The 12,644-nt window shown below is 72.3% G+C and carries 12 protein-coding genes; 6 read left to right on the top strand and 6 right to left on the bottom strand.

Annotated elements, in window-relative coordinates:
• Nucleotides 1-147 precede the first annotated feature (147 nt).
• From ABEA26_RS05025 to fxsA, 4 genes are all read left to right on the top strand, one after another.
• The gene (locus ABEA26_RS05025) at nucleotides 148-588 is read left to right on the top strand and encodes an Lrp/AsnC family transcriptional regulator (protein WP_345589592.1); all 441 of its coding nucleotides are present in this window, start codon (nucleotides 148-150) and stop codon (nucleotides 586-588) included.
• A 131-nt stretch (nucleotides 589-719) separates the two neighbouring features.
• Complete coding sequence (locus ABEA26_RS05020) at nucleotides 720-2,324, top strand: amidohydrolase (protein WP_345589590.1); 1,605 nt, start codon at nucleotides 720-722, stop codon at nucleotides 2,322-2,324.
• 526 nt (nucleotides 2,325-2,850) lie between these two features.
• The gene (locus tag ABEA26_RS05015; RefSeq protein WP_345589588.1) at nucleotides 2,851-3,843 is read left to right on the top strand and encodes a polyprenol monophosphomannose synthase; all 993 of its coding nucleotides are present in this window, start codon (nucleotides 2,851-2,853) and stop codon (nucleotides 3,841-3,843) included.
• A gap of 46 nt (nucleotides 3,844-3,889) precedes the next feature.
• The gene (gene fxsA, locus ABEA26_RS05010) at nucleotides 3,890-4,462 is read left to right on the top strand and encodes an FxsA family membrane protein (protein ID WP_345589586.1); all 573 of its coding nucleotides are present in this window, start codon (nucleotides 3,890-3,892) and stop codon (nucleotides 4,460-4,462) included.
• A 109-nt stretch (nucleotides 4,463-4,571) separates the two neighbouring features.
• Here the strand turns inward: fxsA and ABEA26_RS05005 are convergent, their stop codons facing one another.
• From ABEA26_RS05005 to yczE, 4 genes are all read right to left on the bottom strand, one after another.
• Nucleotides 4,572-4,946 carry an RNA polymerase-binding protein RbpA gene (locus tag ABEA26_RS05005; RefSeq protein ID WP_345589584.1) on the bottom strand — a complete coding sequence of 125 codons (375 nt, stop codon included), beginning with the start codon at nucleotides 4,944-4,946 and terminating at the stop codon, nucleotides 4,572-4,574.
• A gap of 278 nt (nucleotides 4,947-5,224) precedes the next feature.
• Nucleotides 5,225-6,589, bottom strand: coding sequence for an MFS transporter (locus ABEA26_RS05000; protein WP_345589583.1), 1,365 nt, complete (start codon nucleotides 6,587-6,589; stop codon nucleotides 5,225-5,227).
• A gap of 93 nt (nucleotides 6,590-6,682) precedes the next feature.
• Nucleotides 6,683-7,450 carry a glycerophosphodiester phosphodiesterase family protein gene (locus ABEA26_RS04995; protein WP_345589582.1) on the bottom strand — a complete coding sequence of 256 codons (768 nt, stop codon included), beginning with the start codon at nucleotides 7,448-7,450 and terminating at the stop codon, nucleotides 6,683-6,685.
• Nucleotides 7,447-8,145 (bottom strand): membrane protein YczE, encoded by a 699-nt coding sequence (gene yczE, locus ABEA26_RS04990; protein ID WP_345589580.1) that lies wholly within the window; start codon nucleotides 8,143-8,145, stop codon nucleotides 7,447-7,449. Before yczE ends, ABEA26_RS04995 begins: the two co-directional genes overlap by 4 nt.
• A 101-nt stretch (nucleotides 8,146-8,246) precedes the next feature.
• Here yczE and ABEA26_RS04985 point away from each other — a divergent pair, with 101 nt between their 5' ends.
• Nucleotides 8,247-9,746: an SCO1417 family PLP biosynthesis transcription factor gene (locus ABEA26_RS04985; protein WP_345589579.1), complete on the top strand. Its 1,500-nt coding sequence runs from the start codon at nucleotides 8,247-8,249 to the stop codon at nucleotides 9,744-9,746.
• A 72-nt stretch (nucleotides 9,747-9,818) separates the two neighbouring features.
• Here ABEA26_RS04985 and ABEA26_RS04980 read toward each other — a convergent pair whose 3' ends face one another.
• A complete protein-coding gene (locus ABEA26_RS04980; protein ID WP_345589577.1) occupies nucleotides 9,819-11,645 on the bottom strand; it encodes an NACHT domain-containing protein in 1,827 nt (608 codons plus the stop codon).
• A 55-nt stretch (nucleotides 11,646-11,700) separates the two neighbouring features.
• Nucleotides 11,701-11,895 carry a hypothetical protein gene (locus tag ABEA26_RS04975; protein ID WP_003977410.1) on the bottom strand — a complete coding sequence of 65 codons (195 nt, stop codon included), beginning with the start codon at nucleotides 11,893-11,895 and terminating at the stop codon, nucleotides 11,701-11,703.
• A 337-nt stretch (nucleotides 11,896-12,232) separates the two neighbouring features.
• Here ABEA26_RS04975 and ABEA26_RS04970 point away from each other — a divergent pair, with 337 nt between their 5' ends.
• A complete protein-coding gene (locus ABEA26_RS04970; RefSeq protein ID WP_345589576.1) occupies nucleotides 12,233-12,625 on the top strand; it encodes an ankyrin repeat domain-containing protein in 393 nt (130 codons plus the stop codon).
• Nucleotides 12,626-12,644 lie beyond the last annotated feature (19 nt).

The following is a 12,644-nucleotide window of genomic DNA, read 5'->3' as shown; positions in this document are numbered from 1 at the left end:
CTTCGTCACATGCCGCTCGTAAGTGCCCCCTGCGGCGCATTTGTCCCCACTCGGCCGTCGGTCGACCCTACGTCACATCACGAACCGGGCATGACCCGGACTGCTCAGGTATCCGAGGAGATCAACCGCACTGTAGGTTCTTGCGCCATGGAGGAGCTGGACCGACAGATCGTGCAGCTGCTCGTCAGGGACGGGCGGATGAGCTACACAGACCTGGGCAAGGCCACGGGCCTGTCCACGTCGGCCGTGCACCAGCGGGTGCGGCGGTTGGAACAGCGCGGCGTGATCCGCGGTTACGCCGCGGTCGTCGACCCGGAGGCCGTCGGGCTGCCGATGACCGCCTTCATCTCGGTGAAACCGTTCGATCCCAGCGCCCCCGACGACATCGCGGACCGCCTGGCCGGAGCCCCGGAGATCGAGGCCTGCCACAGCGTGGCGGGCGACGAGAACTACATCCTCAAGGTGCGTGTGTCCACCCCGCACGAGCTCGAGGAACTGCTCGCCCGGGTCCGCTCCCTCGCCGGGGTGTCGACCCGGACCACCGTGGTGCTGTCCACGCCCTACGAGTCCCGGCCGCCGCGGGTCTGACGGGCGCCCGGGCTCGTCGGCGCCGCCCCGGGCGCCGGGTCGTCCCGACGCTTTCGGGTTCCCGCCTCGCGCGGCGTGGCGCGGCCGACCCCCCTGCGGGGTCGTTCGCGAGAGGGGCGAGACTGGTGCTCATGAGTGAGTCCACCACGCCGTCCACGACCGTCCTGCTGCGCCGCGGCGAGGTCCACAGTCCCGCCGACCCCTTCGCGACGGCGATGGTCGTCGAACGCGGCCAGGTCGCCTGGGTCGGCTCCGAGGGCGCCGCGGACGCCTTCGCGGACGGTGTGGACGAGGTGATCGACCTGGACGGCGCCCTGGTCACCCCGGCGTTCACCGACGCACACGTGCACACCACGTCCACGGGCCTCGCCCTCACCGGCCTCGACCTGTCCGGTGCCCCCACCCGTGAGGCGGCCCTCGCCCTCGTACGGGACTTCGCCGCGGCCCGCCCGGACGACCGCGTCCTCCTCGGCCACGGCTGGGACGCCGCCCGCTGGCCCGACGGCCTGCCTCCGACCCGCGCCGAGCTGGACGAGGCCGCGCACGGGCGCCCTCTCTACCTCAGCCGTATCGACGTCCACTCGGCCGTCGTCACGACCGCCCTGCTCGATCTGCTCCCGCGGGACGCCGGCCGCGTGGACGGCCCGCTCACCGCCGACGCCCACCACGCCGTACGCGCCGCGGCCCTCGGGGCCGTTGCCCCCGCCCAGCGCACCGAGGCCCAGCGCGCCGCCCTCGCGCACGCCGTCTCTCTCGGTATCGGGACCGTTCACGAGTGCGCGGGGCCGGAGATCTCCTCCGAGGACGACCTCACCGGCCTGCTGCGTCTCGCGGCCGAGCGGCGCGGGCCGCGAGTGATCGGATACTGGGCCGAACAGGACGTCGACAAGGCGAGGGAGCTGGGCGCCGTCGGCGCCGCGGGCGACCTCTTCGTCGACGGCTCCCTCGGCTCGCACACCGCCTGCCTGCACCAGCCGTATGCCGACGCGGGTCACACCGGCACCGCCTTCCTGGACGCCGGTGCCGTCGCCGCCCACGTCGGCGCCTGCACCGAGGCCGGCCTCCAGGCAGGGTTCCACGCCATCGGCGACGCCGCCGTGACCACAGTGGTGGAGGGGGTGCGCGCCGCCGCCGACGAGCTCGGCCTCGCCCGGATCCGCGCCGCCCGGCACCGCGTCGAGCACGCCGAGATGCTCACCCCCGAGACTGTCGCGGCCTTCGCCGAGCTGGGCCTGACCGCCTCCGTCCAGCCCGCCTTCGACGCCCTGTGGGGCGGCGAGGACGGCATGTACGCCCAGCGCCTGGGCACCGGACGGGCCGGTACCCTCAATCCCTTCGCGGCCCTGCTTCGAGCCGGCGTCCCGCTCGCCTTCGGCTCCGACAGCCCGGTCACGCCTTTCGATCCGTGGGGCACCGTCCGGGCCGCCGCCTTCCACCGGACGGCGGAGCACCGCGTCTCCGTGCGCGCCGCGTTCACGGCACACACGCGCGGCGGCTGGCGGGCGGTCGGACGCGACGACGCGGGTGTCCTGGTGCCGGGCGCGCCCGCGGACTACGCCGTGTGGCGTACCGGGGAACTCCTGGTCCAGGCCCCCGACGACCGGGTGGCGCGCTGGTCGACCGACCCGCGCTCCGGCACCCCCGGTCTGCCCGATCTGACTCCGGGCCGGGACCTGCCCGTCTGCCTGCGCACCGTGGTGGGCGGCCGGACGGTGTTCGTACGGCCGGGCGAGTGATCTCCACGGCCGACGGGGCGATGATCTTCTTCCGCGTACGACCTGCGTGTCCACCGCTCTGACCTGCGCGTTGACGCGGAAGCCGCAGGTCGAACGACTGTTGACAGGCGACGGCAGGGGGCCGGTAGGTTCGGCCGAGTCCACCACCGGACGCCCGACGGGGAATCTTCCGCGCACGCGTCGCGGCGCCGCTGGGTCAGGGACGGTGTGCCGCTCAGGGGCACTGTCACTGGGAGCCAGGCTCAGCGCTCGCGCCGCGACGAGGGGACGTTCCGGCCGGTCGGGAGGTGTGACCCGGGTGGGGCCCGGGCGCTCAGTAGACAACGGCTTTCGGTCGACCCGCAGCCAGCGGGCCCCAGGTCGGCCCGAAGGGCGCCGGGCCCCCATCCGCAGCGGAAACGGTCCTTAACCGCTCATCCCTACCCCGGTCCTAGGGAAATGACACCGCCATACGAACGTCCTGTCACGTCATCGCAGGCCGCGGCCATTATGGTGGTCCTCTGCGTACGGACATGAAGGGACAGCGGTGAACGACGGCGACGGGACGCCCGCGGAAGCGGGGCGGGGGAGGCGGTTCGGCCCCCTGGGTACGGCCTTGGTGATCGTTCCGACCTACAACGAGGCGGAGAACATCAAGGCGATCGTCGCGCGTGTACGCGAGGCGGTCCCTCAGGCGCACGTTCTCGTGGCCGACGACAACAGCCCCGACGGCACCGGCAAGCTCGCCGACGAACTGGCCGCCGAGGACGATCACGTCCAGGTCCTGCACCGCAAGGGCAAGGAGGGTCTGGGCGCCGCCTACCTCGCGGGCTTCCGCTGGGGCCTGGAACACGGTTACGGCGTACTGATCGAGATGGACGCCGACGGCTCCCACCAGCCCGAGGAACTGCCCCGCCTGCTGACCGCGCTCAAGGGTGCCGACCTGGTGCTCGGCTCCCGTTGGGTGCCCGGCGGCCGGGTGGTGAACTGGCCCAAGTCCCGCGAGTTCATCTCCCGCGGTGGCAGCATGTACTCGCGCCTCGCGCTCGACCTGCCGCTGCGCGACGTCACCGGCGGCTACCGCGCGTTTCGCCGCGAGACCCTGGAAGGGCTAGGCCTGGACGACGTCTCCTCGCAGGGCTACTGCTTCCAGGTCGACCTCGCCCGCCGGGCGATCAAGGCGGGCTACCACGTCGTCGAGGTGCCGATCACGTTCGTCGAGCGTGAACTGGGCGACTCCAAGATGAGCCGCGACATCCTGGTGGAGGCGCTCTGGCGGGTCACCACGTGGGGCGTGGGGGAGCGGGTCGGCAAGGTCCTGGGCCGCGACAGGCAGCTCCACAGGGCGGACGGTGAACCGGCCGGCGCGCCGGCCGAGGCACCGGCGGACGAGTCCGTGGGCGAGTCGACGGGCGAAGGCCCCGGCGCGGAACCCGCCGAGAAGGCCGAGAAGCCCGCCGAACCCGCCGAGAAGCCGGTCGAGAAGCCTGCCGAGCCGGGTGGCACGACGGCGGCACAGGTACCCGACAAGAACACCTGATCGTCCCCTTATGCCGTGCTGAGCCGGGGCCAGGCACACTGGGGGTATGACGACTGGCGCTCAGACCCCCAGGTCCCCCGCCCGGCCCCCGCGCTCCAGGCTGCGCACCTTCGTGCCGCTCGGCGTCGCCGCGTGGCTCGTTCTGGAGATCTGGCTGCTGACCGTGGTCGCGGGTGCCTCCAGCGGGTTCGTTGTCTTCCTGCTGCTGGTCGCGGGCATCGTCCTCGGCTCCGTGGTGATCAAGAGTGCGGGCCGCCGGGCCTTCAGGAACCTCACGGAGACGCTGCAACAGCAGCAGGCCGGCGTCATACCCGAGGCCCGTTCGAACAGCGAGGGCAACGGCCTGATGATGCTGGGCGGTCTCCTCCTGATACTTCCCGGTCTCATCTCGGACGCGCTGGGCCTGCTCATGCTGCTGCCGCCGGTCCAGAAGGCCGTGAGCCGCTACGCGGAGCGGACGGTGGAGCGCAAGCTCCGCGAGGCCGGCCCGGGCACCCTGGGTGACGCCTTCCGCCAGGCCCGCATGCACCAGCCGGACGGCAAGGTCGTCCAGGGCGAGGTCGTACGGGACGACGCGGACGACGCACCTCAGGACCCCCGCCCTCCGCTGACGCGCTGAGCCGCACACCCCCGCACCGCGACCCGGACACACCAAAAACCGCGGGTGCCGTACGTGAAAGCCACGTACGGCACCCGCGGTGTTCGGTTGTGCTGCTTACAGTTTCCCGCTACGCACTCTTGCGGCTGTCTCGCGGATGTACCGCGATGTTCATCGCACCGGAGCGCAGAATGGCCAGCCGCTCTTCGAGGACCTCTTCGAGTTCCTCGCGGGTGCGTCGCTCCATCAGCATGTCCCAGTGCGTACGCGCGGGCTTGGCCTTCTTCTCCTCAGGGCCGTCGCCGTCCACGAGGAGTGCCTGGGCCCCGCAGACCTTGCACTCCCACTCCGGCGGGATCTCCGCCTCGACCGAGAAGGGCATCTCGAATCGATGCCCCTTCTCGCATGCGTACTCCACGGCCTGGCGCGGGGCCAGGTCGATGCCGCGGTCCGTCTCGTAGCTGGTCACCACGAGGCGCGTGCCGCGAAGAGCTCGCTCACTCATGAATCGTGCCTCCCGGGCTTGTCGCCCACAGGACAGGTGTCGCTGTCGTCGTCTTCCGGTCAACGTCCGGGCGGCGGTAAAGATTCCCGTCCCGACTCCCGTTCCGGGCGTCTGCGTCGCCGTCGCAGTCGCAGCCTTGCAACCAGTGCAGTACCCGCCGTCGTCCGGTTTGTCACCCCTGCCAGCAGGTGCGACATAGCCTTTCGGCACCTTTGACGCGCAGTAACGGTACGCCTGGCAGGCCAAACGCGTACACTACAGCCCTTTCGCGCCGAGTGCTAAATCCTTTCGGGTACCGGGTTGCCCGCGTCGCCGATCGCCCGCCGCACCGGCACCCGGGCGAGTAGCACGAAACCGAGGACGAAGAAGGCCACCAGCGAGATGATCGCGTCCCGGTAGCTGCCGGTCAGCTGGTAGGTGAGCCCGAAGAGGAGCGGCCCGAGCCAGCTCATCCCGCGGTCGCTCAGCTCGTACGCCGAGAAGTACTCGGCCTCCTTGCCGGGCGGCACCAGGTGCGAGAACAGGGAGCGGGACAGCGCCTGGCTGCCGCCCAGGACGAGCCCGATGCCGGCGGCCAGAACGAAGAACCACACCGGCTCCCCGGCCGGCAGGAAGTACCCGGCCGCGAGCGTGACCGTCCAGGCGACCAGTGACCCGAGGATCGTGCGCTTCGCCCCGTACGTCCGGGCCAGCCGGCCCAGTGCCAGCGCGCCCGCCACCGCCAGCAGCTGGACCAGCAGTACGGCCACGATGAGGGTGGACTGCCCGAGGTCCAGCTCCTTCGAGCCGTAGACCGAGGCCTGGGAGATCACCGTCTGGATGCCGTCGTTGTAGACGAGGTACGCCAGCAGGAACGCCAGAGTGAGCGGACGGCGGCGCATGTCGCGGACGGTCGCCGCGAGCTGCCGGAAGCCGGGCAGGGTGGCCGACCGCGTGCCCTCGCGTCCCCGCGCGGGTGTACGGCGGTCACGCAGCCGCCTCAACGGGATGAGCGCGAAGGCGCCCCACCACAGGCCGGCCGACGCCAGGCAGACGCGGACCGCCGCGCTCTCGCTCAGCCCGAAGGAGTCGTGGGCCGTGTAGAGGATCAGGTTCGCGACCAGGACCAGTGCGCCGGCCGCGTACCCGAAGGCCCAGCCCCGGGACGAGACCGCGTCACGCTCCTCGGGAGGGGCGATCTGGGGCAGGTAGGAGTTGTAGAGCATCATCGCCACCGACTGCGCGGCGTTGGCGACGACCAGGAGCAGTCCACCCAGCAGATAGCGGTCGCCGTCGAGGAAGAACATGCACGTCGTGGCCGCGGCCCCGGTGTACGCGGCGGCGGCCAGCAGCGGCTTCTTGCGGCCCGAGCGATCGGCCGCGGCGCCCACCAGGGGCATCACCAGCACCGCCACGATCACCGACAGGGACACCGAGTACGCGAAGAAGGACCCGGCCCGCACGGGTATGCCCAGCGGGTGGACGTATCCGTCCGCGTCCGCCGCCGCCTCGGCGACCGACGTCAGATAGGGGCCCAGGAACACGGTGAGCACGCTCGTCGAGTAGACCGAGCACGCCCAGTCGTAGAAGTACCAGCCGCGCTGTTCGCGCCGTCGGTCGTCGGCGCCGTCGGCCGCGTCCGTCCGCAGGGTGTCGGTGCCCACCCGTGCCCTCGCTTCCCCGTGAACGCGCGACGCCCCGGGGCTCGGCAGCGGTTCTCCGGCGGTCCTGGACGGTCCGGAGAGTCCCGGACGGTCTCAGACCCAGACGCCGCGGTCCTCCATGACCTTGCGCAGTGTGTCGATGTGATCGGTCATGATGCCATCCACGCCCAGGTCCAGGAGCCGGTGCATGTGGTCGGGGTCGTTCACCGTCCAGACGTGCACCTGGAGGCCGCGCGCGTGGGCGGTGCGGACGAAGCGGTGGTCCACCACCTGGATGCCCGACTGGACCTCCGGCACCTGCGCGGCCACCGCCGAGCGGCGCAGTGCGGCAGGGAGGCCCCAGGAGCGCAGCCGCAGGCCGAGGACGCCCCGGGTGCCGTACGAGGTGGCCAGGCGCGGGCCGGCCAGCCGCTGGGCGCGGACGACGCGGGCCTCGGAGAAGGAGCCGACGCAGATCCGGTCCCAGGTGTTCGTGCGCCCGATCAGCTCCAGGAGCGGCAGCAGCGCGGACTCCGCCTTGACGTCGATGTTCCAACGCACCCCGGGGAAGGTTTCCAGGAGCTCCTCGAAGAGGGGTACCGGCTCCTCGCCCGCCACACGCGCGCGGCGGACCTTCTCCCACCTGAGATCGGCGATCCGGCCGGCCCCGTCCGTCACCCGGTCCAGGGTCGCGTCGTGGAAGGCGACGATCCTTCCGTCCCGCGTGGCGTGGACGTCCGTCTCGATGTACCGGTAGCCCGCCTCCACCGCGCGTCGGAACTGCCGCAGCGTGTTTTCCAGGCCGTCCGCCGCACCGCCCCGGTGGGCGAAGGCGATCGGACCGGGATGGTCCAGGTAGGGATGGCGTATGGCGGTGGTCACGGACGCAGTATCGCGCGCCGGGGTTGACCGGCGGCAACCACCGTGCTGCCGCCGGATGCCGGGGGAACGGCGAACACGCGCAGGAACACCTGGGCGAGCGGGCCGATCGACACCGCGTACAGCAGGGTGCCGACTCCGACCGTGCCGCCGAGTGCGAAGCCCGTCAGTACGACGGTGATCTCGACGGCGGTCCGCACCAGGCGCACCGACAGCCCCGTGCGCTCGTTCAGCCCGGTCATCAGGCCGTCGCGCGGGCCCGGACCGAACCGGGCGGCGATGTACAGCCCGGTCGCCGCGCCGTTCAGGACGATCCCCGCCACCATCATGGCGGTCCGCAGCGTCCAGCCGTGGGCGTCGGGCACCACGGCCAGCGTCGCGTCCATCGCGGCGCCGATCACCAGCACGTTGGATATCGTGCCGAGGCCCGGCCGCTGGCGCAGTGGGATCCACAGCAGCAGCACCGCCGCACCGAGCAGAGTCAGCACCACGCCCATCGACAGGCCGGTGCGCTCCGCGAGACCCTGGTGCAGCACGTTCCACGGCTCCAGGCCGAGTCCCGACCTGACCAGCAGCGCCGAACTCGCGCCGTACAGCACGAGACCGCCGAAGAGCTGGGTCAGTCGCCGTGTGAGATGCCGGTGTCCGGACTGCCCGGACTGCCCGGAGCAGCTGGGCCTGGTGGTCTGCCTGGACAAGATGTCCCCCCTGTGTGGTGGTAGTGGCCTGCTGCGTGCCACTCTGTGGCTTGAGAAGGAGAGCCAACCATGGCCAATTCCGAGAAGGTGGACTGATTTCCATGGCTCAGTGGACCTCGGCCGTGGGGGCGGGGCAGCTCGCCCGGCTGCTCGGCTCCCAGCAGGACCGTCCGGCCGGGCCCGGCACCCGCCGCCCGCCCGCCTACCGCGCGCTCGCCGACGGCATCCGGCTGTTGGTGCTGGAAGGGCGCGTGCCGGTCGCCGCCCGGCTGCCCGCCGAACGCGAGCTGGCCATGGCCCTGACCGTCAGCCGCACCACCGTCGCCGCCGCCTACGAGGCGCTGCGCGCCGAAGGCTTCCTGGAGTCGCGGCGCGGTGCCGGCAGCTGGACCGCCGTGCCTGCCGGGAACCCGTTGCCGGCCCGCGGTCTGGAGCCGCTGCCGCCCGAGGCCCTCGGGTCGGTGATCGACCTGGGCTGCGCGGCGCTGCCCGCGCCCGAGCCCTGGCTCACCCGTGCCGTGCGGGGAGCCCTGGAGGAGCTTCCCCCTTACGCGCACACCCACGGCGACTATCCGGCAGGGGTGCCCGCACTGCGCTCGATGATCGCCGAGCGCTACACCGCGCGCGGGATCCCGACCATGCCCGAGCAGATCATGGTGACCACGGGGGCGATGGGCGCCATCGACGCCATCTGCCACCTCTTCGGGGGACGCGGCGAGCGCATCGCCGTGGAATCGCCCTCGTACGCCAACATCCTGCAGCTGATGCGCGAGGCGGGGGCCCGGCTGGTCCCCGTCGCGATGGCCGAGGGGCTCACCGGCTGGGACGTGGACCGCTGGCGCCAGGTGCTGCGTGAGGCCGCGCCCCGGATCGCGTACGTGGTCGCCGACTTCCACAACCCCACCGGCGCGCTCGCCGACGACGACCAGCGGCGGCGGCTGGTGGACGCGGCGCGCTCGGCGGGGACGGTGCTGGTGGCCGACGAGACGATGAGCGAGCTGTGGCTGGAGGACGAGGTCGAGATGCCGCGCCCGGTGTGCGCCTTCGACCCGGCCGGATCCACGGTCGTCACCGTCGGCTCCGCCAGCAAGGCGTTCTGGGCGGGGATGCGCATCGGCTGGGTCCGCGCCGCGCCCGACGTGATCCGCAGTCTGGTCGCCGCGCGCGCGTACGCCGACCTGGGCACGCCCGTACTGGAGCAGCTCGCGGTGAACTGGCTCTTCAGCACCGGCGGCTGGGCACAGGCCGTCCAGGTGCGGCGCGAGCAGGCCCGCCAGAACCGGGACGCGCTGGTGGCCGCGGTGCGACGGGAGCTGCCCGACTGGGAGTTCGAGCTGCCGCGGGGCGGGCTCACCCTGTGGGTTCGCACCGGGGGCCTGTCGGGCTCTCGGCTGGCCGAGGTGGGGGAGCGGCTGGGGGTACGGGTCCCGTCCGGGCCGCGCTTCGGGGTCGACGGGGCCTTCGAGGGCTACGTCCGGCTGCCGTTCACCGTCGGTGGCGTGGTGGCCGAGGAGGCGGCGGTACGCCTCGCCGCGGCGGCCCGGCTGGTGGAGAACGGGGGCGTCGGGGGCGGCGAGGCACCGCGGACGTTCGTGGCGTAGAGGCGCAGGGTGTGACGCGGGCCCTTGGGTGGCGAGGCCCGGGTCCAAGGTGTGGGCGGCCCCGGCCCGGTGTCAGGAGGTCTCCGCCGCGACCGCCTTCGCCGGGACCGTCTCCGCCGGGGCTGGTTCCACCGCTGTCTCCCCCGAGACCGGCGCCGGTCCGGCGTCCGCCACGGGCTTCTCGGGCGCGGTCCCGGTGCCGGCCGCATTCAGGGTCCCCGTCCCGGCCGCAGTCAGGGCCCCCGTCCCGGCCAGGGTCTTGGCCGGCGGGTCCTTCTTCCTGGTGGAGACGGCCTCCGGCTCAGGATCCGCCGCCTCTGCCTCCGCCGCCTCCACCGCCTCCACCGCCTCCGCTTCCGCGGGGATCGGCGCCCGCTCCCCGTCCGCCGGCGTCGTACGCGGCGGGAGCAGGTCGAGCACCGCCTGCCGGTGCGCGTCACTCGTCGCGTCGTCGTAGGGGTCCGGTGTGGCCGGCACCTGAAGGCGGTGCACCGGACCGGTGCCCAGACGGGCGTAGCCCCGACCGGGCGGGACCTGGTCGACGGGTGTGGTGTGCGGAGGAGCGCCCAGCGCGGTCGTGAGCTCGTCAGCCGTGGCCGGGCCGAGAACGGCACGCGCGCGTGTGTGCTGCCGTACGGCGTCGCTCAGGCTGTCCAGGGCGTCCAGTTGGTCGGCGACGACCACGGTCACGTTCGCGGCTCGGCCGTGCCGCAACGGGACCTGGAGCAGGGACTGCGGGTCCTTGCGGCCGTCCGCGGCGGCCAGGTGCGCGAAGGCGCTCGGCCGGTCCACGAAGATCCACAGCGGCCGTCTGGTCTCGTCGGGCGTCGGCCGGCCTTCCTGACGGGCCCGGTTGACGGAGACCAGCCGGCGTTCCGTCTCCGCGGCGGCCCACTCAAGGCTGGTCAGCGCTCCGGTGAGGCCGCACTCGACGGCGAGGACGCCGTCCCGGCCGACCAGGCAGGCGTACTCGCCGGTGCCGCCGCCGTCGACGACCAGCAGGTCGCCGTGGTGCAGGGCCTGCAGCGCGACCGAGCGCAGCAGGGTGGACGTGCCGGTTCCCGGCTGCCCCAGGACCAGCAGGTGGGGCTCGGTCGAGCGGATGCCGGTACGCCAGACGACCGGCGGCATGTCTAGCCGCTCCTCGCCGTGGGTGAGCGGGAGGGTGCGCTGGACCTGGGTCGGGTCGGTGAAGCCGAGGACGGTCTCTCCGGGCGCCGTCACGAAACGCTGGACGGCGATGTCGGTGGGCAGCGCGGCGAGCACGTCGACGGAGAGGTGGTTGGCCTCCTCGTCCCACGTGAAGTGGTACTCCCGGCCCCGGCCGGACTTCGCGGTGAGCAGGTGCTCGATCCGGGCGCGGGCCTCGGCCTCCCCGTCGGTGAAGTACGCGGGGTAGCGGATCACCAGGTGGGCGAAGCGGCCGGTGTCGTCGAACTCGTACGCCGGGAACGCCTTCTCCCACGCGCCGCCGTGGGCGTACAGGGGGTCGGGGTCCTCGGCGAGGGAGAAGTACGGGACCAGCGCCTCGTAGAGCGACTGCAGGCGCTTGGTCCGGGAGTCGTCGGGGCCCCCCGGCTCCGACGGGGCGCGGTCCCTGCCCTGCCAGGCTGCCGCCGCCATCAGGGCGATGACGGCGAGCAGCGGGCCGTACGGCACGAGTGCCACGACCAGGACCACCGAGGCCACCAGGAACAGCAGCGCGCCGCGCCGGTCCTTGGGGGTCTCGGTCCATCTGCGCCGCGCGGCCGCGGCCAGGCGGCGCAGACCGCGGGCGATCGTGATCAGCGGCTGGAGGACGTCGGTGGCGCTGTCGGCCGCCGTCCGGGCCAGCTCCCGGCTCCGGGCGAGCTGTGCGCCGCCGTTGCTCAGAATGCGGGGGAGGGGCCGCCGGGCCACTGCTGCCTCCTGGAGGTGCGTACGTGTGGATGTCGGGCGGGGGGTGAGACGGGCGTCAGAACTTGATTCCGCCGAGGAGGCCCGCCAGGCTTTCGCCGCCTGCCTTGATGCTCGGGGCGATGGCCGTACTCGCGAGGTAGAAGCCGAACAGGACCGCGACCAGCGCGTGCGAGGCCTTGAGGCCGTCCTTCCGGAAGAAGATGAAGACGACGATGCCGAGCAGGACCACGCCTGAGATCGAGAGGATCATGTGAGTTCTCCTGGTTCGCGGGGACAGTCACCATGAGTACTTCCAGGCTCACAGCATGTATCCATACGATAAAAGGTGCAAATGGTGGAAATTCGGCCGAATTACCCCGTGCGGCGGATCAGCTCATTGGGCCGGTTGCGCAGGGCTGTTGCGCCTGGCCGGGTCCGTGCTGATCTTTACCGGGGCATCTCGGCCCATGTGTCGCGCGAGCCAGTACCCTGGCGATTCACCCGCACGGCCGCACCGCTCGCGACCGTGCGCACACGCAGTCCCCGACGTTGCCGGGTTCGACGCGTCGTCGCGTCCGAAACGTCCGTAGTGAGAGGTGGTCCGGCCGATGAGTGAAGCCCCCGACCCGGAGGTCGTGGAGCTGGCGACCAAGATCTTCGATCTGGCCCGGCAGGGGCGGACCGAGGACCTTGTGGCGTATGTGGACGCCGGTGTACCCGCCAATCTCACCAACGACCGCGGGGACTCCCTCGTCATGCTCGCCGCGTACCACGGCCACGCCGAAGCGGTGCGTGCGCTGCTGGCCCGGGGAGCCGAGGCCGATCGCGTCAACGACCGTGGTCAGACCCCACTCGCCGGAGCCGCCTTCAAGGGTGAGACGGATGTCACCAGGGCGCTTCTGGAGGCCGGCGCGGACCCGTCCGCGGGCACCCCGTCGGCCGTCGACACGGCGCGGATGTTCGCCCGGACGGAGCTGCTGGAGCTGTTCGGCGTCCAGTGACCGGTTGTCGGCCCGGGCG

Origin of the sequence: Streptomyces marokkonensis (genome assembly GCF_039539045.1) — a bacterium.
GTDB lineage: Bacteria > Actinomycetota > Actinomycetes > Streptomycetales > Streptomycetaceae > Streptomyces > Streptomyces marokkonensis.
Note: the sequence above shows the minus strand (reverse complement) of the source record. Positions and strands in the feature narration are given on the sequence as shown.

Coding starts and splice junctions, on each gene's coding strand:
- ABEA26_RS05025 (WP_345589592.1), top strand. CDS start 148: ATGGAGGAGCTGGACCGACAGATCGTGCAGCTGCTCGTCAGGGACGGG.
- fxsA (WP_345589586.1), top strand. CDS start 3,890: ATGACGACTGGCGCTCAGACCCCCAGGTCCCCCGCCCGGCCCCCGCGC.
- ABEA26_RS05005 (WP_345589584.1), bottom strand. CDS start 4,946: ATGAGTGAGCGAGCTCTTCGCGGCACGCGCCTCGTGGTGACCAGCTAC.
- ABEA26_RS05020 (WP_345589590.1), top strand. CDS start 720: ATGAGTGAGTCCACCACGCCGTCCACGACCGTCCTGCTGCGCCGCGGC.
- ABEA26_RS04970 (WP_345589576.1), top strand. CDS start 12,233: ATGAGTGAAGCCCCCGACCCGGAGGTCGTGGAGCTGGCGACCAAGATC.
- ABEA26_RS04985 (WP_345589579.1), top strand. CDS start 8,247: ATGGCTCAGTGGACCTCGGCCGTGGGGGCGGGGCAGCTCGCCCGGCTG.
- ABEA26_RS04975 (WP_003977410.1), bottom strand. CDS start 11,895: ATGATCCTCTCGATCTCAGGCGTGGTCCTGCTCGGCATCGTCGTCTTC.